The 19,079-nt window shown below is 70.9% G+C and carries 24 protein-coding genes; 15 read left to right on the forward strand and 9 right to left on the reverse strand.

Annotated features, from left to right (window positions below; all coding sequences use genetic code 11):
- Positions 1-35: 35 nt before the first annotated feature.
- Positions 36-1,004: a diacylglycerol/lipid kinase family protein gene (locus DEJ49_RS24615; RefSeq protein WP_150172100.1), complete on the reverse strand. Its 969-nt coding sequence runs from the start codon at positions 1,002-1,004 to the stop codon at positions 36-38.
- An 80-nt stretch (positions 1,005-1,084) separates the two neighbouring features.
- Between DEJ49_RS24615 and DEJ49_RS24620 the strand changes: the two genes are divergently transcribed.
- Complete coding sequence (locus tag DEJ49_RS24620; RefSeq protein WP_150186141.1) at positions 1,085-1,543, forward strand: hypothetical protein; 459 nt, start codon at positions 1,085-1,087, stop codon at positions 1,541-1,543.
- Positions 1,544-1,579: 36 nt separating this feature from the next.
- Here the strand turns inward: DEJ49_RS24620 and DEJ49_RS24625 are convergent, their stop codons facing one another.
- From DEJ49_RS24625 to DEJ49_RS24635, 3 genes are all read right to left on the reverse strand, one after another.
- Positions 1,580-2,605 carry an RNA polymerase sigma factor SigF gene (locus tag DEJ49_RS24625; protein ID WP_150186142.1) on the reverse strand — a complete coding sequence of 342 codons (1,026 nt, stop codon included), beginning with the start codon at positions 2,603-2,605 and terminating at the stop codon, positions 1,580-1,582.
- The gene (locus tag DEJ49_RS24630) at positions 2,602-3,015 is read right to left on the reverse strand and encodes an anti-sigma regulatory factor (protein WP_030780840.1); all 414 of its coding nucleotides are present in this window, start codon (positions 3,013-3,015) and stop codon (positions 2,602-2,604) included. The genes DEJ49_RS24625 and DEJ49_RS24630 overlap by 4 nt, the downstream gene beginning before the upstream one ends.
- Positions 3,016-3,262: 247 nt before the next feature.
- Positions 3,263-3,523, reverse strand: coding sequence for a UBP-type zinc finger domain-containing protein (locus tag DEJ49_RS24635; protein WP_150186143.1), 261 nt, complete (start codon positions 3,521-3,523; stop codon positions 3,263-3,265).
- Between the two features lie 46 nt (positions 3,524-3,569).
- On the opposite strand from DEJ49_RS24635, the gene DEJ49_RS24640 reads away from it, so the two are divergent.
- Positions 3,570-5,168, forward strand: a complete 1,599-nt coding sequence (locus tag DEJ49_RS24640; RefSeq protein ID WP_150186144.1) for a Na+/H+ antiporter — start codon at positions 3,570-3,572, stop codon at positions 5,166-5,168.
- Between the two features lie 5 nt (positions 5,169-5,173).
- Here DEJ49_RS24640 and DEJ49_RS24645 read toward each other — a convergent pair whose 3' ends face one another.
- The 3 genes from DEJ49_RS24645 to DEJ49_RS24655 all read right to left on the reverse strand — a co-directional run bounded on the left by DEJ49_RS24645 (position 5,174) and on the right by DEJ49_RS24655 (position 7,073).
- Entirely contained in the window at positions 5,174-6,097 is a 924-nt protein-coding gene (locus tag DEJ49_RS24645; protein ID WP_150186145.1) for a 1-aminocyclopropane-1-carboxylate deaminase/D-cysteine desulfhydrase, read from the reverse strand.
- 10 nt (positions 6,098-6,107) lie between these two features.
- Complete coding sequence (locus DEJ49_RS24650) at positions 6,108-6,698, reverse strand: N-acetylmuramoyl-L-alanine amidase (RefSeq protein ID WP_150186146.1); 591 nt, start codon at positions 6,696-6,698, stop codon at positions 6,108-6,110.
- A gap of 138 nt (positions 6,699-6,836) precedes the next feature.
- Entirely contained in the window at positions 6,837-7,073 is a 237-nt protein-coding gene (locus DEJ49_RS24655; RefSeq protein WP_150186147.1) for a hypothetical protein, read from the reverse strand.
- Between the two features lie 209 nt (positions 7,074-7,282).
- Between DEJ49_RS24655 and DEJ49_RS24660 the strand changes: the two genes are divergently transcribed.
- The 7 genes from DEJ49_RS24660 to DEJ49_RS24690 all read left to right on the forward strand — a co-directional run bounded on the left by DEJ49_RS24660 (position 7,283) and on the right by DEJ49_RS24690 (position 13,292).
- Entirely contained in the window at positions 7,283-8,689 is a 1,407-nt protein-coding gene (locus tag DEJ49_RS24660; protein ID WP_150186148.1) for a family 2B encapsulin nanocompartment shell protein, read from the forward strand.
- A gap of 102 nt (positions 8,690-8,791) precedes the next feature.
- A complete protein-coding gene (locus tag DEJ49_RS24665; protein WP_150186149.1) occupies positions 8,792-9,907 on the forward strand; it encodes a family 2 encapsulin nanocompartment cargo protein polyprenyl transferase in 1,116 nt (371 codons plus the stop codon).
- Between the two features lie 145 nt (positions 9,908-10,052).
- Positions 10,053-10,655 (forward strand): GNAT family N-acetyltransferase, encoded by a 603-nt coding sequence (locus DEJ49_RS24670; RefSeq protein ID WP_150186150.1) that lies wholly within the window; start codon positions 10,053-10,055, stop codon positions 10,653-10,655.
- A gap of 55 nt (positions 10,656-10,710) precedes the next feature.
- Entirely contained in the window at positions 10,711-10,980 is a 270-nt protein-coding gene (locus DEJ49_RS24675; protein WP_223832976.1) for a hypothetical protein, read from the forward strand.
- 182 nt (positions 10,981-11,162) lie between these two features.
- Positions 11,163-12,005, forward strand: a complete 843-nt coding sequence (locus DEJ49_RS24680) for a hypothetical protein (RefSeq protein WP_150186151.1) — start codon at positions 11,163-11,165, stop codon at positions 12,003-12,005.
- A 7-nt stretch (positions 12,006-12,012) separates the two neighbouring features.
- Positions 12,013-12,609, forward strand: coding sequence for a hypothetical protein (locus DEJ49_RS24685; RefSeq protein ID WP_223832977.1), 597 nt, complete (start codon positions 12,013-12,015; stop codon positions 12,607-12,609).
- A 53-nt stretch (positions 12,610-12,662) separates the two neighbouring features.
- A complete protein-coding gene (locus DEJ49_RS24690; protein ID WP_150186152.1) occupies positions 12,663-13,292 on the forward strand; it encodes an HAD-IA family hydrolase in 630 nt (209 codons plus the stop codon).
- A 37-nt stretch (positions 13,293-13,329) separates the two neighbouring features.
- On the opposite strand, the gene DEJ49_RS24695 is transcribed toward DEJ49_RS24690, so the two are convergent.
- Positions 13,330-13,830: a MarR family winged helix-turn-helix transcriptional regulator gene (locus DEJ49_RS24695; protein WP_150186153.1), complete on the reverse strand. Its 501-nt coding sequence runs from the start codon at positions 13,828-13,830 to the stop codon at positions 13,330-13,332.
- 91 nt (positions 13,831-13,921) lie between these two features.
- Here DEJ49_RS24695 and DEJ49_RS24700 point away from each other — a divergent pair, with 91 nt between their 5' ends.
- Entirely contained in the window at positions 13,922-14,236 is a 315-nt protein-coding gene (locus DEJ49_RS24700; RefSeq protein WP_223832978.1) for an HGxxPAAW family protein, read from the forward strand.
- 15 nt (positions 14,237-14,251) lie between these two features.
- Here DEJ49_RS24700 and DEJ49_RS24705 read toward each other — a convergent pair whose 3' ends face one another.
- Entirely contained in the window at positions 14,252-14,881 is a 630-nt protein-coding gene (locus tag DEJ49_RS24705; RefSeq protein ID WP_150186154.1) for a TetR family transcriptional regulator, read from the reverse strand.
- An 86-nt stretch (positions 14,882-14,967) separates the two neighbouring features.
- Between DEJ49_RS24705 and DEJ49_RS24710 the strand changes: the two genes are divergently transcribed.
- From DEJ49_RS24710 to DEJ49_RS36035, 5 genes are all read left to right on the forward strand, one after another.
- The gene (locus DEJ49_RS24710; RefSeq protein ID WP_150186155.1) at positions 14,968-15,906 is read left to right on the forward strand and encodes an oxidoreductase; all 939 of its coding nucleotides are present in this window, start codon (positions 14,968-14,970) and stop codon (positions 15,904-15,906) included.
- Between the two features lie 18 nt (positions 15,907-15,924).
- Entirely contained in the window at positions 15,925-16,692 is a 768-nt protein-coding gene (locus DEJ49_RS24715; RefSeq protein ID WP_150186156.1) for a thioesterase II family protein, read from the forward strand.
- A gap of 160 nt (positions 16,693-16,852) precedes the next feature.
- Positions 16,853-18,070 (forward strand): cytochrome P450, encoded by a 1,218-nt coding sequence (locus DEJ49_RS24720; RefSeq protein ID WP_223832980.1) that lies wholly within the window; start codon positions 16,853-16,855, stop codon positions 18,068-18,070.
- Positions 18,071-18,074: 4 nt separating this feature from the next.
- Positions 18,075-18,293 carry a ferredoxin gene (locus tag DEJ49_RS24725; RefSeq protein WP_223828508.1) on the forward strand — a complete coding sequence of 73 codons (219 nt, stop codon included), beginning with the start codon at positions 18,075-18,077 and terminating at the stop codon, positions 18,291-18,293.
- A 250-nt stretch (positions 18,294-18,543) separates the two neighbouring features.
- Positions 18,544-19,074, forward strand: a complete 531-nt coding sequence (locus DEJ49_RS36035) for a response regulator transcription factor (RefSeq protein ID WP_190329438.1) — start codon at positions 18,544-18,546, stop codon at positions 19,072-19,074.
- The last annotated feature ends 5 nt before the right edge of the window (positions 19,075-19,079 follow it).

Below are 19,079 nucleotides of genomic sequence, written 5' to 3' on the forward strand. Positions count from 1 at the left end.
AAACGTTCGAGTGAAAGGACTTTAGGCCCTTCTACTCACACAATCACACGCAGTGCACGGCGTACGCCTGTGAACGTCACGCTCGTGCGGAGTCCCAAGTGGTCACCGTCCATCTGAAGGGGCAGAGGAACCTTTGAATGCAAGGTGAAGTCTGTGAGGTCGTGGAGCGTGACCGCGTGCTTACCGTGTGGTCCCCGCTCCGGCGTCGACGTCAGGAGCTGAGTGCCGTACCGGGCCACCGCGGCCGTGGAGAGCTTCTTCAGACCCAGCACGTCCAAGGCCGTGTCGAAGGACGCCCGCGGTGACGCGTACAGAGGGCGATTGCCCAGGTAGGAGTACGGAGAGGTGTTGCAGACTATCGACATCACCAGATCCGTCACCGGGTCCTCGCCGGGCCGCTCCAGCGTGATCATTCCGTGCCTGCGGTGGGGCTCGTCGATGAACTGACGCAGCACCTGACGCACGTAGAGCGCATGCGTCGAGCGTCGGCCGAGCTCGCGCTGCTGTTCGACCCTGCCCACCACGCCGCCGTCGAAGCCGAGCCCCGCGCAGAACGTGAACCAGCGCGACGGCACCGCCTCGTCCTCCGTGCCCGGTGTGCCGCCCGCGATCCCCAGGCCCACCGTGCGCTCACTTCCCTCGCGCAAGGCGTCCAGAAGGGCACCGGTGGCCTCCACGGCGTCATTGGGCAGCCCGAGGGCGCGCGCGAAGACGTTGGTGGAGCCGCCGGGCACGACGGCGAGGCGGGGGAGGCGGTCCGGGTCGGGGCCGTGGTGCAGCAGACCGTTGACGACCTCGTTGACGGTGCCGTCGCCGCCCAGGGCGACGACCAGCTCGATGTCCTTGCTCTCCGCGGCCTGCCGGCCGAGGTCCCTGGCGTGCCCGCGGTACTCGGTGGTGACCGCGTCGAGCTTCATCTCGCTCGCCAGTGCGTGGACCAGCACGTCACGCGTACGCGCACTGGTGGTGGTTGCCGCCGGGTTGACCACGAGAAGTGCACGCATGCGAAGCAGACTACCTAGCGCTCTTTACACGGCCTAGACCGAGGTGCCGGGGCCGACGCACCCGGGGCTACCCTGCAGGGGTGAGTAATCAGCGGAAAACCACCCCCGAAGCCCCGGAGTCGCCCGAGCCGGGCCAGCGACCCGCGCGGGTGACCGCCGCCGCGGCGCTGGTCGCTCTGGAGGGCCTCGCCCTCGTCGCCGGGGGCGTCTACATGCTCGCGCTGGGCGTCACCGGATCGTCCGACGACGCGCAGCAGGCATGGACGGGCGGCGTCACGCTGATCGTCCTCGCGCTGCTTCCGCTGCTCGCCGCGCGGGGGCTGCTGAAACTGCGCCGGTGGAGCCGCGGGCCCGCGATCATCACGCAGATCATGGCGCTTCCGGTGGCCTGGCAGATGCTGCAGGCCGACAGCCTGGCGATCCCGGCCGGCATCGTGCTCGCGCTCTGCGCCGTCGCGTCGCTCGTCTTCCTGATCAACCCGGCGACGACCGAGGCCCTCGGCATCCAGGGCCCCGGCAACGTCCAGGATCAGAAGTAGCGGCCCAGGAGCAGAAGCCGCGACTACGTAGAGTGATCACTCCTCGACGAGGAGCTTCTCCCGGAGCTGCGCCAGCGTGCGCGCCAGCAGTCGGGAGACGTGCATCTGGGAGATGCCGACCTCCTGCGCGATCTGCGACTGGGTCATGTTGCCGAAGAAGCGCAGCAGCAGGATGCGCTTCTCGCGCGGGGGCAGGTCCTCCAGGAGCGGCTTGAGGGACTCGCGGTACTCGACGCCCTCCAGAGCCTCGTCCTCGGCGCCCAGGGTGTCCGCGACGGCCGGGGACTCGTCGTCCGTGTCGGGGACGTCCAGGGACAGTGTCGAGTACGCGTTCGCGGACTCCAGGCCCTCCAGGACCTCCTCTTCGGAGATGGCCAGTTTCTCCGCCAGCTCGTGCACCGTGGGGGAGCGGCCGTGCAGCTGGGACAGCTCCGCCGTCGCCGTCGTCAGCGCGAGACGCAGCTCCTGAAGGCGCCGCGGGACGCGGACGGCCCACCCCTTGTCGCGGAAGTGCCGCTTGATCTCACCGACGACGGTCGGGGTCGCGTACGTGGAGAACTCCACGCCGCGCTCCGGGTCGAAGCGGTCCACGGACTTGATCAGGCCGATCGTCGCGACCTGGGTCAGGTCGTCCAGCGGCTCGCCGCGGTTGCGGAAGCGGCGGGCCAGGTGCTCGACGAGCGGCAGGTGCATGCGGACCAGCTGGTTGCGCAGCTCCGCGTACTCCCGACTGCCGCCGTCCAGGGTGCGCAGCTCGATGAACATCGCGCGTGCGCCGCTGCGGTCCTGCGGATCGTGCCGAACGTGCTCGCTCATGTTTCCCGCCCGTCGCCCGCCGCCCCGGCCGGAGAGCTGCTCGAGCTCGTCCCTGGCGGTCGGCTCTGCCTGCTCCGACACATCGGCCACCCTCAGCGGACCCGACTGGTCCGGCTCCTCCGGGTGCGGTTTGGCCTGCTGTTCGGGGATTCCGGTGGTCATGCGGCGCAACCCCTCCCTGCCGACGGCGGGCGTGCCTCGTGTGCCGCGCTCTTCGTCCCGCACCGGCCCGTCCCCGTCCCTCACGCCGGCCCGGGTCCCGCGCCGCGCTTCTTGTAGAGGCTGATCGAGACGGTGTTGTCCTCGGCGACGGTCGAGTCCACCTGGCCCGCGAGGGCCGACAGCACCGTCCAGGCGAAGGTGTCCCGCTCCGGGGCCCGGCCGTCGGTCGTGGGCGCCGAAACCGTCACCTCCAACGAGTCGTCGACGAGTCGGAAGACGCAGCTGAGCACCGAGCCGGGCACGGCCTGCTGGAGCAGGATCGCGCAGGCCTCGTCGACCGCGATGCGGAGGTCCTCGATCTCGTCGAGCGTGAAGTCCAAGCGCGCTGCCAGACCGGCCGTGGCCGTCCGCAGCACCGACAGGTAGGCACCCGCAGCCGGAAGGCGGACCTCCACGAAGTCCTGATTCCCGGGCTCGCCTGCGATCTGGGACACCCTCACCTCCAAGGTGGTACAAGCACTTTCGGGGTTCCGGGACCGCCGTCGAGCGGTGGTCCGGACTGCGTCACACGGGTAACGCCCCACGTCGTTCTGCGGTGACGCTACCGCGCTCCCCAGCTCCGTGTCCCGGGGACCCCGGCCTGATGCTGTCACTCATAGTAAGCCTATGAGTACGGACAGTGGCTAGGGGTCGCGCAGGCCCAATTGGAAAGAACGGGCGCCGGGTTGACGTACCCAAACGTCAGACGATCGAACCGTCCACGAAGCACCAGCGCCAGCTCTCGCCCGGCTCGAAGGTCCTCATCACAGGGTGTGAGGTCTCCTTGAAGTGCGCCGTCGCGTGCTGGAAGGGCGAGGAGTCGCAACAGCCCACATGCCCGCACTCCAGGCACAGCCGCAACTGGACGGGGTGGCTGCCGGCCGCCAGGCACTCGAGACACGTTTCGCTCAGCGGCGCGGGCTCGGGGTGCGGCAGCGCTGCGACGTGCGGGCACTCGTTCATGATTGCCAGGTTACGACGGGAACACGGAGGGCGGAGGGGTCTGCCGATGGATGCATTGCCACTGGTGGCGCTGATCGCGGCGAGCGCGGTGGTGGCGGGGGCGGCGCGCAGGACACCGGTGCCCGCGCCGCTGCTCCTGGTCGCCGTGGGGCTCGCCGCCTCGTACCTGCCGGGCGTGCCCGACTACCACCTCGACCCGCACATCGTGCTGCCGCTGATCCTGCCCCCGCTGCTGCACACCGCCGCGCTGGAGAGCTCCTACCTCGACCTGCGGGCCAACATCAGGCCCGTCGCGCTCCTGTCGGTCGGTTACGTTCTGTTCGCCACGGTCGCCGTCGGCTGGCTCGCGTATCTGCTCATCCCCGACCTGCCGCTGACCGCCGCGCTCGTCCTCGGCGCCGTGATCGCGCCGCCCGACGCGGTCGCCGCGACCGCCATCGCGCGCAGGGTGGGCCTCCCGTCGCGGATCACCACGATCCTCCAGGGCGAGTCCCTGGTGAACGACGCGACCGCGATCACCGCCTACAAAGTGGCCATCGCGGCCGCCGTCGGCGAGGGCGCGAGCTGGTCGGGCGGCGTCCGGGAGTTCCTGGTGGCCGCGGTCGGCGGCGTCGGCGTCGGGCTGCTCCTCATGGTGCCGATCCACTGGCTGCGCACCCACCTGAAGGAGGCGATGCTGCAGAACACGCTGTCGCTGCTCATCCCCTTCGTGGCGTACGCCGCCGCCGAGCAGGTCGGCGCCTCCGGGGTGCTCGCCGTGGTCGTCGTCGCGCTCTACCTGGGGCACCGCTCCTGGCAGGTCGACTTCGAGACGCGGCTCCAGGAGGCCGCGGTGTGGAAGGTCGTCGCGTTCATCCTGGAGTCGGCGGTCTTCGCGCTGATCGGGCTGCAGCTGCCCGTCGTGCTCAAGGGGCTCGGCGAGTACAGCGTGGGGCAGGCCGTCTGGTACGCGTTCGGGGTCTTCGTCTTCGTCGTGGTGGCGCGCTTCGTGTGGTCGTATCCGGCGACGTACCTGCCGCGCGGGCTCTCGGCGCGGATCAAGGAGCGCGAGGACGACATGGACTGGCGCAGGCCGCTCATCGTCAGCTGGGCCGGCATGCGGGGCGTGGTCTCGCTCGCCATCGCGTTCTCGATCCCGCTCGTCACGGACGACGGCGAGCCGTTCCCCGCGCGCAATCTTGTCCTGTTTCTGACGTTCACCACAGTGATCGGAACGCTCGTCGTGCAGGGACTCTCGCTGCCGTGGCTGATCCGCGTCCTGAAACTGCCGGGCCGGGACGCGCAGGCGCAGACGCTCGCGGAGGCGCAGGCGCAGAACGCCGCCTCACAGGCCGCGGAGGCCCGGGTGGAGGAACTCATGCGGGATGAGCGCAACAGCCTTCCACAGCCCCTCCAGGACCGCCTGCGCACCGTCCTGGAGCGCCGCCGCAACTCCGTGTGGGAGCGGCTCGGCCAGGCGAACCCGGTGACGGGGGAGTCGGCGGACGACACCTACCGGCGCCTCGCGCGCGAGGCGATCGCCGCGGAGCGCGAGGTGTTCGTGAGGATGCGGGACGAGCGGCGCATCGACGACGAGATGATGCGGACGCTGCTCCGCAAGCTCGACCTGGAGGAGGCGGCCGCCCACCGCGAGATCGAGGACTGAGTGGCCTACGCGACGGTGTCGCGCGTGCCCGTGATGACCGCGGTGAGGCGGGTGCCGGGCGGAAAAGCGCCCTCTTCGGAGAGGACGGTCAGGGCGTACAGCAGCTTCGCGACGTAGAGGCGCTCCACGGAGAGACCGGTCGACTCCCCGTGGCGGTCCTCGAAGTCCTCGGCGAAGGCGAGGAGTTCCGGCGGGGTGCGGGCGTAGCCACCCCAGTGGAAACGCTCGTCCAGGCGCCAGTTGGCGGTCGGTTCACCGAACGTGCGCCGTTGCAGGGCGGCTATGTCCTCGCCCAGGAAGCCGCCCTTGAGGACCGGTATGCCGAGGGCCCGCCGGCCGGGGCCGAGTCCCGCGGCGAGACCCGCCAGGGTGCCGCCGGTGCCGCACGCCACGGCCGCCACCTCGGTGTGCTCGCGCAGCTCCTCGCCGAGAGCCGTGCAGCCCCGCACGGCCAGGGGGTTGCTGCCGCCTTCCGGGATCACGTACGCGTCCTGGCAGCCCGTCTCGCGCAGCAGCGCGGCCAGCGTCCCGGCCTCGGTCTTCCTCCGGTACGTCGAGCGGTCCACGAAGTGCAGTCGCATGCCGTCGGCCGCGCAGCGGGCCAGGGACGGGTTCAGGGGGCGCCCCGCGAGCTCGTCGCCGCGTACGACGCCGACCGTGGCGAGGCCCAGGAGGCGGCCCGCCGCGGCGGTGGCGCGCAGGTGGTTGGAGTAGGCGCCGCCGAACGTGAGCAGGGTGTCGTGGCCCGCGTCGGCGGCCGACCGCAGGTTCAGGACGAGCTTGCGGTACTTGTTGCCCGGCAGGTCCGGGTGGATCAGGTCGTCCCGCTTGAGCGAGAGCTCCACGCCGTGGCGCCCGAAGCGGTCGTCCTCCACGCGCTGCAGAGGCGACGGCAGCAGCGGGCGCGGGGCGGGCGGGGTGTGGTGCACCCCGCCATTGTCACTTGAGGCGTTCCTCGATGCGCTCCCGCATCGAGTCCATCGTGAAGCCGCGCGGGTCGATCTTGCCCGGCTGCCACTCCAGGTGACCGATGACCGAACGCTCCGTCCAGCCGTGGTGGCGGCAGATCGCGGCCGAGACCTTCTCGATGGCCTCCAGCTGCTCGTCGGGCCACGGGTCCTCGCCGTCGCCCATGTTCTCGCACTCGAAGCCGTAGAAGTGGCGGTTGCCGTCGGTGTTCGCCTCGTTGTCCGGGGGCAGGCGCTTCTCGGCGATGACCGCGCGGAGCACGTCGTCGTCGCCGAGGCCCGCGTGGTTGGCGCGGCCGTACCCGACGAGGTGGACGCGGCCGTCCTTGGTGATGACGCCATGGCAGAGCGGGCCGGGGAGGGAGGCGAAACCGTCGCGGCAGATCTCCACCGTGTGGTCGCTGCCCCGCGTGACGGTGTGGTGGATCACCACGCCGTGAACGGGCCCCCAGGGGCCCTTGTGGTTGCGGTTGTGATGCTCCCAGTCGCCGACTTCGACGACGGTCACGCCTTCGTCCCGCAGGATGTCGAGGAACCGTCCCGCGGACATGGGTGGGGCCATGGCCGCCTCCTTTGCAAGGCGCGACGGCCGCCTGTCGCGGCCGCCTCGTATGCCCTGCTTGTACCGGAGTTCCGGTGCCCGGACCAGCTGTTCGGAAGCGATCCGGGGCCTGTTCGGGCACCGTGCGAGCCGATCCGGTCAGTTGGCGCGCAGGAAGCCGTCTCCGTGCGTCGCGACGTGGGACTCCAGGGCCTGCAGCGCCTGCTGGGTGTCCTGCGAGGAGCCGGTGCCCCGGCGCTCCGCGTAGTACGCCGCGCCGAGCTTCTTCAGGAGCGCGTCGCCCGCACGCTTCTCCTGGACCTCGTCGACTTTCTGCTTGCCCTGGTTGAGGGCCTGCTGGGCCTGCTCTTTGGCGCGGTCCAAGAAGCCTGCCATCGCTGTCTCCTGCCGTTCGGTGCGGGTGGTGCGGTACGGGGTTCAACGGTCGCGCGGATCTTGGGGTTCCCGCCGAACGAGTGGAATGCCCCCTAGTGCCCCGCCGCAGGGTGATCCATTCCCGCTCTTTTGTGTAATGGCGCGAGCACACTCCGTGCTGGAAGGGTGGGGCGCGCAGATGACCGCAGGTATCCGGGAGGGCATAGCCAATGTCGGTAGGCGAAGAGATCCGTTCCGAGTCGGAGCAGCCGCAGCAGAGTCTCGGCACCTCCGCCGCACGGAATCTGGCCACCACCACCAAGTCCGCGCCACAGATGCAGGAGATCAGCTCGCGCTGGCTGCTGCGCATGCTGCCCTGGGTCCAGGTGCAGGGTGGCACGTACCGGGTGAACCGCAGGCTGAGCTACTCGGTCGGGGACGGTCGGGTGACCTTCGTGAAGACGGGTGACCGCGTGCAGGTCATCCCCGCGGAGCTCGGCGAGCTGCCCGCGCTGCGGGACTTCGACGACCAGGACGTCCTCGGCGAGCTCGCGCAGCGCTGCCAGCAGCGGGAGTTCGCCCCGGGCGAGGTCCTGACCTCCTTCGGCAGCCCGGCGAACGAGGTGTTCCTGCTCGCGCACGGCCGCGTCGAGAAGATCGGCACCGGTCCCTACGGGGACGACACCGTCCTCGAAACCCTCGCCGACGGCGCCCACTTCGGCGACCAGGCCCTCGTCGACTCCGAGACGATCTGGGAGTACACCGCGCGTGCCGTGACCGCGTGCACCGTCCTCGCCCTGCCCCGCCAGGACGTCGAGCAGATCGCGGAGCGCAGCGAATCCCTCCGCGGCCACCTGGAGCGCCTGCGCTCCCTGCCGGCGCAGCGCACCAACACGTTCGGCGAGTCGCCCATCGACCTGTCGGCGGGCCACGTCGGCGAGGCCGTGCTCCCCGGCACCTTCGTGGACTACGAATCGTCGCCGCGCGAGTACGAACTGAGCGTCGCCCAGACCGTCCTGCGCGTCCACACGCGCGTGGCCGACCTCTACAACCAGCCGATGAACCAGACCGAGCAGCAGCTGCGGCTGACGGTCGAGGCGCTCAAGGAGCGCCAGGAGCACGAGCTCATCAACAACCGGGAGTTCGGCCTCCTCAACAACTGCGAGTACGACCAGCGGCTGCAGCCGCACGCGGGCGTGCCCAGTCCGGACGACCTGGACGAGCTCCTCAGCCGCAGGCGCGGCTCCAAGCTGTTCCTCGCGCACCCGCGCGCGATCGCCGCGTTCGGCCGCGAGCTCAACAAGCGCGGACTCGTCCCCGAGACCATCGACGTGAGCGGCACCAGGATCCCCACCTGGCGCGGCGTGCCGATCTTCCCGTGCAACAAGATCCCGGTCACCGACGCCAGCACGACCTCCATCATCTGCATGCGTACGGGCGAGGAGGAGCAGGGCGTCGTCGGCCTGCACCAGACCGGCATCCCGGACGAGATCGAGCCGAGCCTGTCCGTCCGGTTCATGGGCATCAGCGAGCAGGCGATCATCTCGTACCTCGTGTCGACCTACTACTCCGCCGCGGTGCTCGTGCCCGACGCGCTCGGCGTCCTGGAGAACGTGGAGATCGGCCGCTGGAGCTGACCCCGGGGCCGTGTCCCCGGCCGCGGCACGGGGTACACCCCCTCCGTACGCGCCCACACGCCGAGGAACGGCCACCGTCCGCATCCTTCCCGGGGTGAGTCCATGACGGACACGACGACGGACACGGCAGGCACGGTGCACGTGGAGGGGCACATCCTGGAACCCGGTCGGCCGGGTGAGCCCGGTGAGGGGCTGGAGGCCGCTGACATCCTGGCGGCGGCCAGGAAGCTCGTCGACCCGGAGCTGCGCAGGGCGATCGAGACGCTGCCCGGATCCCTGCGCAGGGTCGCGCTCTACCACTTCGGGTGGGAGCACGCCGACGGCACACCGGCCGCGGGGAGTGCGGGCAAGGCCATCAGGCCCGCGCTCGTGCTCACGGCGGCGCGGGCCCTCGGCGGGGACCCCGTGGGCGCGGTGCGGGCCGCCGCCGCCGTGGAGCTGGTCCACAACTTCACGCTCCTGCACGACGACGTGATGGACCGCGACACCACGCGCAGGCACCGGCCCACCGCATGGACCGTGTTCGGCGACGCCGACGCGATCCTCACCGGTGACGCCCTGCAGGCGCTGGCGCAGCGGCTGCTCGCCGAGGACCCCCACCCGGGGGCCCCGGCCGCCGCCGCCCGCCTCGCCACCTGTGTCATGGAGCTCTGCGCGGGCCAGCACGCGGACTGCGCGCTGGAACGCCGCGGCCCGGACGAGGTCACGCTCGACGAGTGCCTCGCCATGGCCGAGGCCAAGACGGGGGCGCTGCTCGGCTGCGCCTGCGCGCTCGGGGCGGTGTACGCGGGCGCGGACCACGAGGAGGTCGACTCGCTCGACGGCTTCGGCCGGGAGGCGGGTCTCGCCTTCCAGCTGATCGACGACGTCATCGGCATCTGGGGCGACCCCCACCGCACCGGCAAACCGGCGGGCGCCGACCTCGCCGCCCGCAAGAAGTCCCTGCCCGTCGTCGCCGCCCTGGCGTCGGGCACACCGGCCGCGGCCGAACTCGCCGAGCTGTACGACAGGCCGCCCGGCGGCGCGGAGAGCGCGCCCGAGCAGGCGGCGCGCGCGGCCCGTGCCGTGGAGCGGGCGGGCGGCCGCGACTGGGCGCAGGTGCACGCCGCCGACCGGATGTCCCGCGCGATCGGACAGCTGGCCGCGGCGGTGCCGGACCCGGAGGCGGCCGGCGGTCTGCTGGCGCTCGCGGAGTTCGTGACGCGACGTACGTACTGAACGTGACGCCGAACGCGCGACGCCGAACGCGACGTACGCACGGAACGGGTCACCACGTACGCTGCGAGCGGCGCGCAGGCGGGCGGGCACGGCATGGTGCCGGTCGGCGCGCGGTCGTATGCGGACGAGCGGACAGGGGCGGGCTGTGGGTGTGGCGATCCGGAGAGCAGGGGCGGCCGACCGGGAGGACGTGATCCGGCTGCTCGACGCGGCGTTGGTGCACGACCCGGTGAGCAGTTGGGTCTTCCCCGAGGAGGGCCACCGTCTGCGCACGCACCGGGCCCTGATGGGCGCCTTCCTCGACATCGCGCTCGACGAGGGGTACGTCGACATCACCGAGGACGGTGCCGCCGTGGCGCTGTGGTGGTCCGTACCCGCGGGCCCGCAGGGGGACGACGGCGGTGCGGAGGACGGGCCCGCGCTGCTGCGGCAGGCCGTCGATCCCGGCAACGAACGGGTCGAGGTGATCGGCCGGCTGACCGAGGAGATCCACCCGACCGACCGCGCGCACGAATACCTGCACCTCATAGCCGTGCGCCCCGACCGCCAGGGCGAAGGACTCGGTACGGCACTCGTCACCGCCGTGCTCGACCGCTGCGACCGCGACGGCCTGCACGCCTATCTGGAGGCCAGCAACGCGCGCAGCCGTGACCTGTACGCGCGCCTCGGCTTCACCTTCATGGGGACGACGCTCGACCTGCCCGACGGGCCGCCCATGTGGCCGATGTGGCGCGCGCCGCGGGTCTGAAGAAGCGCTGGTCGCAGGGCTGCCAAGGCCGCCCGTACCGGAATAGCCTGGACGCATGGGCAGCGAAGGGCCACGGCCCGGCCCGGCACCGCGGGACGGGCAGGACGAGCCGGTCTGCGGGGCCTGCGGAGGGCCGGTGGGTACGGCGATCAAGCGGCGCAAGGTGCTCGGGGTGTTCGTCCCCGTATGGGGCCCCGGGCCGTGCCGCAACGCGGAGTGCGAGGCGTGCGTCGTCGAGACGGACGAGAAGCCGGGGGCGGGCGCGCGGCGTTCACGCTCACGGCACGGCAGGCGGCACGCTCCGCCCGGTGACGGGAGTCGGTGACGCGAGCGAGTAGGGTCCCCTCGGCGCGGTGACGAGGCCGTCCGGGAGGGGACCCGATGAAGGTGAGGTCAGGCTTACTCGCCCTGGTATGCGTGGTGTTGGCGGGGTGCGGGGGCGGGTCGGGACCGGATGCGGACGACATCTCGCCGCCCGGTTACGCGCGCGAGCCCGGCGTACCGCGCGTGAAGAGCGAAGCCGACATCCCTGAACTGCCCCTCGCGCGGTACGAGTTCGGCGTCAAGGACGTCGAGCGGCAGGAGAAGGCGCGCAAACTGCTGCAGCGGCAGTGCATGCGCGACTTCGGGTTCGAGGACTTTCCGCTCGACCCCGACACGTCCCTCCACATGGCAGACGCGTTCGAGTCGACGCTGATCCTCGTGAGCCCGTACGGGACGCTCGACCTCGACCGGGCCCGCCGCTGGGGCTACGGCCTCGACCCCGGCCTGGCCGAGAAGCAGGAAGCGGTGTTCCGGCCGAAGGGGCGAGAGGTGACCGGGCGGGAGCGCCAGGTGCTGGAGGGGCCCGAGGCGGGCGAGGGCGGCCGCCTGGTCGTGAACGGGCGGAAGGTCCCGAAGGGCGGCTGCTCCGCGAAGGCGGAGCGTCGCATGGAGGCGGCGGTGGCCGACCCGACGCGGATGGGGGAGTACGTCTCCCGGCGGACGGCGGAGATCGACAAGGCCGTCGCGAAGGACGAGCGGGTCCGCCGGGCGTTCCGTGACTGGTCGCGCTGTGTCCAGGACAGGGGCTTCAAGCGGTACGCGAGCCCTGCGCGGGCGTCCACCGACAAGGCGTGGAGCAAGGGGCTCGACGACGGCAGCTCGCACCGTACGGAACGTGAGTTGGGTACGGCCGTCGCCGACGTCGAGTGCAACCGCGGCCTCAACGTCACGGGGGTGTGGTGGGCGGTCACCGCCGAGAGGCAGCGCGCCGACCTGCGCCGCAACAGGTCTCGCTACGAAGCCGTGCGCAAGGACCAGGACCGGGTGCGCGCAGTGGTCCGTGAGGTGCTCGGCGAAGCGGGATGATGGGCGCATGAGTGAACTCAAGGGGATCGGTGAGTCGGAGCCGACGCCGGGCGCGGTTTCGGGTGAGGAGCCCGAGGGCGCGTCGAAGGCCGCTCGGACGCCGGTGCCCGGCGCCGTCGACGTCCGTGCTCTGACCGCGCTCGCCGAGACGCACCATGCCCGTGCCGTACGGCCGCTGGGCACGCGCGAGATCGCCGGGCACCTCGTGAAGGTGTACGCGATCGAGGCGCCGGGGCGGGTCGTCACGGAGCGGGAGGAGGCGTCGGCGCTCCGCGTCGCGGGACCGCACCTGGAGCTCGGCCGCGCCCGTGGCTCGCTCGGTCTCGCCGTGCTGATCCTGCACGCGGGCGGCGACGGGGACTACGTCCTCGTCCAGACCTGGATCGAGGCGTCCATGTCGGACCTCGCCGTGTTCCTCGGGCCCGCGGGCAGGCCGGACGAGATGCGGCCCGGGCGGGTCGGCCTCGCCCCGTGCGTGTGGGAGGCGGCGGTGATCGCTCACGAGCGCGACGCCTACGTACGGAATGTGCTGGACGGGACGGGGCCGACGGCGGAGCGCCTTGCGGCGTGGGGCGCGGACGTGACGCGAGGGCACCTGCGCTGACGGTGCGCGGGGAGGCCGCGGGGGAGTTCGCGGGTGCGTGATAGACACGGGGCATGACGAGCCGCGGCCGGGCGTTCGACGCCGTACTGACTGACCTCGACGGCGTGATCCGCTTCTACGAGATGGCGGAACTGGAGCAGGCGGAGCGTGCGGCCGGTCTGCCGGCGGGCAGTACCGCCGAGATCGCCTTCCGGCCCGAGACCGACATGCCGCTGATGCGCGGCGAGATCACCAGGGAGCGGTGGATCGAGTCGATCGCCGACGGGCTCGCCGACCGGGTGCCGCGGGAGCGCGGGCGCGAGCTCGGGACGACGCTCGCCGAGACCAAGTTCCGGGCCGACGACGCCGTGGTGGGTCTGCTGCGGCAGGCGCGGGCGGCCGGGCTGCCCGTCCTGCTCGTGACGAACGCGACGCCGTGGCTCGCGGACGATCTCGCCCTGCTCGGCCTCACCGGCCCCGACGGCTGTCTCGACGACGTGATCAGCAGCGCCGACCTCGGCATCACCAAGCCGGACCGGCGCATCTACGAGACGGCCGCCGAGCGCGCCGGTGCCGCTCCCGCCCGCTGTCTCTTCGTCGACGACCGGCAGGAGAACGTGGACGCCGCCGTCGCGCTCGGCATGACCGGCCTGCTGTACGGCGAACCGGCGGACCTGCGCGCTGCGTTGGCTCCGCTGGTCTGACAGCTGGTCTGACCGCGGCCGCCACCGCGGACGGGTCTCAGCAGGAGTCCTCCAGATAGGTGCGGGCGAGGGCCGCGGCGCCGGTGAGCCAGTCGGTGATCACCGCCAGCTCGTCCGCCGAGTACCGCGCGCAGAGTTCGGTGAGCAGCTTCGCGTACGGGCCGTAGACGGCCTGCACCCGCTCCGCGGCGGCCGGGACCGGGATGACGTGCACCCGGCGCCGGTCGGTGGGGTCGGGTTTGCGCTCCACGAACCCGCCGCGCTCCAGACGGTTCAGGATGCCGGTGACGGCGCCCGTCGTGACGTGGGCGCGGGCGGCCAGGTCGCCGGCGGTGACCGGGGCGTCCGACTCCAGGACGTGGGCGAAGCAGACCAGGTCCTTGACGCTCAGGTCGAGGTTGCGGGCGAGTTCCTGACGTCCGACGAGGTTCGTGGCGACGAGGTCGTCCAGCGCGCCGATGGCGTCCGCGGCGGTGGCGCCGGTGCGCGGCGTTCCCCGCTCTTCCCGCTCTCCATGCCCGCTCAGCTCTCCCTGCATTGAACTCCCTTACTGTCTAAGTTAAATTCCTCACTTGCTAAGACATCTTACGGCGTGCGTGTACAGGCGTGTACGAGAAGGAGGCAGGAACGTGAGTGGACTGCACGACGAAGGCCACACCGTCGCGGGGTGGACGGGTTCCCTCATCGCGATGCTCGGGACCGTGTCCGTGGGTGTGGGCATCGTCGGCTGGCGCCCGGGGATCTGGCTGGGGGTCGGACTCCTGGTGGTGTCGGTGCTCGCCACCTGGATGCTGCACCTGGCGGGCTGGGGCAAGCCTCCGATACCGCGCAGCCTCGACCAGCGGGTCTTCTCGACGCGGGACCTGACCGCGCGTGCCGGGCACGCGAACTGTGTCGGGTGCCGGCTGGCCGGGCGGTCCGTCCGTGGCGCCGAGGCGTCCTGACGGCACGGCGCACGACTATCTTCCGCGCACCGCGTCAAGCGCCGGTGCGATGACGGCGAAGACCCGGTCCGTCAGTGCGGCCGGGTCCTCCGCGCCGTCCCCCGCGCTCCATCTCTGCAGCACGGCTCCGAAGGCGGACAGGGCGATACGGGCCGCCAGTTGCGGATAGAGGTCCGTCCGCGGGTCGAGGCCGAGGCGGTGGGCGAGTTCCTCGGCGAGTTCGCCGCCCCACTGCGCCTGGCGCTCCAGGAAGCGGGCGTGCAGGGCCGGGCTTTCGAGGATCAACTGAGTGACGCGCAGGGCCTGTTGACTCGGACCCGCGCAGGCGTTCACGGAGACCCAGACGGTGTGGCGCAGTGCGACCGACGGCGGTTCCTCGGCCGGGCGGGACGCCAACTCCGCGCGCATGTCGGTGCCCACGTCGGCGAGCAGGTGGATCACCACGTCCTCTTTGGACGCGAAGTACCGGAAGAAGGTCCGCTTGGACACCCCCGCGACGGCCGCGATCTCGTCGGCCGTGACCGCGTCGAACCCCCTGCGGGCCAGCAGCCGCAGCGCGGCCGACGTCAGCTCGTCCGAGACGAGTTGGCGCTTGCGTTGGGCCAGGCTCACTTCCGGGTGGGTACTCACTGCCTCAGTGTACATTTCGTGCCCTGCACGTCATCAAGAGTTGCTTGAGGCATTGAGAGTACTTCTTGACACCGAGTGCCAAGTAGGGCAGCTTGTGTCGTATGAGTAATCAGCGTGGCTGGACCGCCGAGCAGATCCCTGACCAGAGCAACCGCGTCATCGTCGTCACCGGGGCCAACAGCGGCCTCGGTCTCGCGACCACCCGGGCCTTGGCGCGCAAGGGCGCGCACGTGATCCTCGCCGTGCGCGACGAGGCGAAGGGCCGCGCCACCGCCGACCGGCTCACCACCGAGATCCCGGGCGCCCGACTGGAGGTGCGGCGGGTCGACCTGGCCGACCTGGACTCCGTCCGCGCCTTCTCCGACAAGCTCCACGCGGACCACGCGCGCCTCGACGTGCTGGTCAACAACGCCGGCCTGATGGCGCCGCCGAAGCGGCTCCTCAGCCCGCAGGGCCACGAGGTGCAGTTCGCCGCCAACCACCTCGGCCACTTCGCGCTCACCGGGCTGCTGCTCGACCTCCTGGAGGCCGGGGACGACCCGCGGGTCGTGACCGTGAGCTCGCCCAACCACCGCCAGGCGAAGCTCTTCTTCGACGACATCAACGGCGAGCGCAAGTACTCGCCGATGGGCCACTACAACCAGTCGAAGCTCGCGAACGCCGTCTTCGGCTGGCAGCTCCACCAGAAGCTGACCGCGGCGGGCAGCCGGGTGCGCAGCCTGCTCGCCCACCCCGGCTACACCTCGACCAACCTCCAGACCAGTTCGCCCGCGGGCATGGTGAAGTTCCTGTTCGGGCGGCTGCTGCTGCCGCTCGCCCAGACCCCGGACCAGGGCGCGCTGCCGACGCTGTTCGCGGCGACGGACCCGAGCGTGACGGGCGGCCAGTTCATCGGCCCCGACGGCATGGCCGAACTGCGCGGCGCGCCCAAGACGGTGGAGCTCGCGCCCCGTGCCGCGGACGCGGAGAGCGGCCGCAAGCTCTGGGACCTGTCGGAGGAACTCACCTCCGTGCGCTTCGCGTTCCGTGCCGCGGCCTGACCGCGGCGGGGGCAGGGGATGACCGCGAAGACCGCCGGGGGCAGTGCCTGGATCCGCCGGTACCGGCCGGCCGACGAGGCGCGCGCGAGGCTGCTGTGTCTGCCGCACGCCGGCGGCTCCGCCTCGTTCTACCTTCCGTTCGCCCGCGCGTTCGGGCCCGACATCGACGTACTGACCGTGCAGTACCCGGGGCGCCAGGACCGCTGGCACGAGCCGTGCGTGGACTCCGTCACCGGTCTCGCCGACGCGCTGCTCGACGAGGTGCTGCCGTGGGCCGACCGGCCGCTCGCGCTCTTCGGGCACAGCATGGGCGCGATGGTCGGTTACGAACTGGCCGTACGCCTGGAGCGCGCGGGGTCGCCGCCCCTTGCCGTGTTCGCCTCCGGGCGGCGCGCCCCGTCCCGGCTGCGCGACAACCCGTCGCCCATCCATCTGCGCGACGACCGCGGCCTGATCGACGAACTGCGGGCGCTCAGCGGCACCGACGCCCGGGTCTTCGAGGACGAGGAACTGCTGCGCAGGGCGCTGCCCGCGATCCGCAGCGACTACAAGGCGGCCGAAACCTACCGGTACGTCCCGCGCCCCCCGCTCTCGGCGCCCGTCCACGTGATCGTCGGCGCCGATGATGGCCGAGTCACGCCGGACGAGGCGCAGGCGTGGGCCGGTCACACGACGGGCGGTTTCAGCCTGGAGACCCGTTCCGGCGGGCATTTCTATCTCACGGAACAGATGTCAAGTGTCGCCGATACGGTTTCAAGGCGGATTCTAGCGGGACTATTGCCGTAATCCAGCGTCGCTATTGCGGAATTACATTTATCGTGTGACCTTGATCACGGCAAAATGTATTCCGGTAAACCACCTTGTTTGCGCCAACCACCTTGTTAGGCTGAATTCCTCTTTCGGATGCGAGTCGTGCGAGGTGTTGGAAAACATGGGGGACGTGGACGTGGCCGAGACAGACATTGCCGGCCTACCGGCATACCCGTTCATAGGGCCGGACGACAATCCGTTCATCCCGGTCACCGGGGCGGATCTGGAACGGCTCGAAGGGCCCGTGGGGAAGGTGCGGCTTCCGTTCGGGGGATGGGCGTGGCTCGTCACCCGCCACGAGGACGTGCGGCAGCTGCTGCGGCACCCGGGCTTCAGCTCCGACCAGTACAAGCCCGGGTTCCCGGTGCTCAACCCGATCCCGCCCAAGCAGGACGACGCCTCGGGCCTGTTCATCTTCATGGACGGCGACGCGCACAGCCGGTTCCGCAAGATGCTGACCGCCGAATTCATGATCAAGAACATCCGGCGGATCGAGCCCCTCATCGAGGAGACGGTCGTCGAGGCGCTCGACCGCATGCGGGACCTCGGCGCGCCCGCCGACCTGATGGCGGAGTTCGCGCTCCCCGTGCCGTCGATGACGATCTGCCACCTCCTCGGCGTCCCGTACGCCGACCACGACTTCTTCCAGGACCACAGCCGCGTGATCATGGACAGGAAGTCGGGCCCCGCGGAGGTCGAGGCGGCCCTCGGCGCCCTCGCGGGACTCCTCGGCGACCTCGTCGACGCCAAGCGCGAGGATCCCGGCGAGGACCTCCTCAGCCGGCTCACCCTGGAGCGCGTGGACACCGGCGAGCTGCGCAAGGACGAACTCGTCAGCCTGGCCATGCTCCTGCTCGTGGCGGGACACGAGACCACCGCGAACATGATCGGCCTCTCGGCGCTGGTGCTCCTGCAGCACCCCGAGCACCTCGAAGCCCTGCGCGAGGACCCGTCGCTCGCGCCGGGCATGGTCGAGGAGCTCCTCCGCTACCTCACCGTCGTACGCACCGGGCTGCCGCGCCTGGCCATGGAGGACGCGGAGATCGGCGGGCAGCAGATCCGCGCCGGTGAGGGTGTCGTCGCGATGCTCGCGATGTCCAACCGCGACCAGTCCGTCTTCTCCGACCCGGACCTGTTCGACCCGCAGCGGCGCGAGGCGCACCGCCACATGGCGTTCGGCTTCGGCCTCCACCAGTGCATCGGCCAGCCGCTGGCCCGCGCCGAGCTGCGCGTGGCCCTCGTCGAACTGGCCCGCCGCTTCCCGAAGCTGCGCTCCGAACTGTCCCTCGCCGACGTCCCGCAGCGCCCCATGGCCGTGACGTTCGGCGTGGCCGAGCTGCCCGTGACGTGGTGACGTGATGACGATGCGGATCACGGTGGACAGGGAGCTGTGCGCGGGCGCCGGCAACTGCGTGGCGACGGTCTCGGAAGTGTTCGACCAGGACGAGAAGGAGGGGCTCGTGCTGCTGCAGATCGCGGAGCCGCCCCAGGACCTGTATGAACTGGTCGAGACGGCCGCGCAGATGTGCCCGGTGGGCGCGATCGAGATCGAGGAGCGTGTGCCCGCGTCGTCCTGACGGGCGGCGCCCGCGCCGTGATCCTGGTCCTTGGACCAGTACGGCGCTCGGAAAATCAAATAGGCCGGTGCGTTCTTTTTCGGTGGGTGAAATATGCGCAACGAAAAGAAGGCCCGATCAACGGGGGGTCTTCAAGTTGGACCGGGGAATTAAAGCACGAGTAACCGCACGAGTCATTATTTGCGACCCGCATCCCTATGCGCGGCTCGGAATTCGAAGATCACTGGAAAAGGACCCCGCGCTGTCCGTCGTGGCCGAGGTCGCCGAGCTCGCCGAGCTCCTTTCCGCGGCGGAATTGTACGATCCGGATGCCGTCGTGCTCGACGGGCAGCTGCACATCGGCCACGCCCAGGAACTCGCCGGACTCGGCGCCGCTCTCGTCGTCGTCGGGGACACGGATTCGGCCACCCGCTGGATCGGCCTCACGCAGGTGGACGTGGGTGCGCTGGTGCACTGCTACGACCCCGTGGAGGACCTCGTCGTGGCGGTCCGCAAGGCGGTCGACGGCACCGGGTACGTGTCGCCCGGCCTCAGCGGGGCGCTGCTCAAGCTCACCCGGGCCATGGCCCCGCGCCACCTCTCGGCGGTGCCCACGCATGCGCCGCTCACCTCCCGCGAGTCCGAGGTGCTGCAACTGGTGCGCAGGGGGCTCGCGAACAAAGAGATCGCCCGGCGACTCGGCCTGAGTGAGAAGACGATCAAATTCCATGTCTCGAATGTGCTCGCGAAGGCCCATGTGGCTTCCCGGGCGCAGCTGATCGCACTGGCGCCCGCGATGTAGGGGCG

Source organism: Streptomyces venezuelae (assembly GCF_008642335.1).
Classification (GTDB): Bacteria; Actinomycetota; Actinomycetes; order Streptomycetales; family Streptomycetaceae; genus Streptomyces; species Streptomyces venezuelae_F.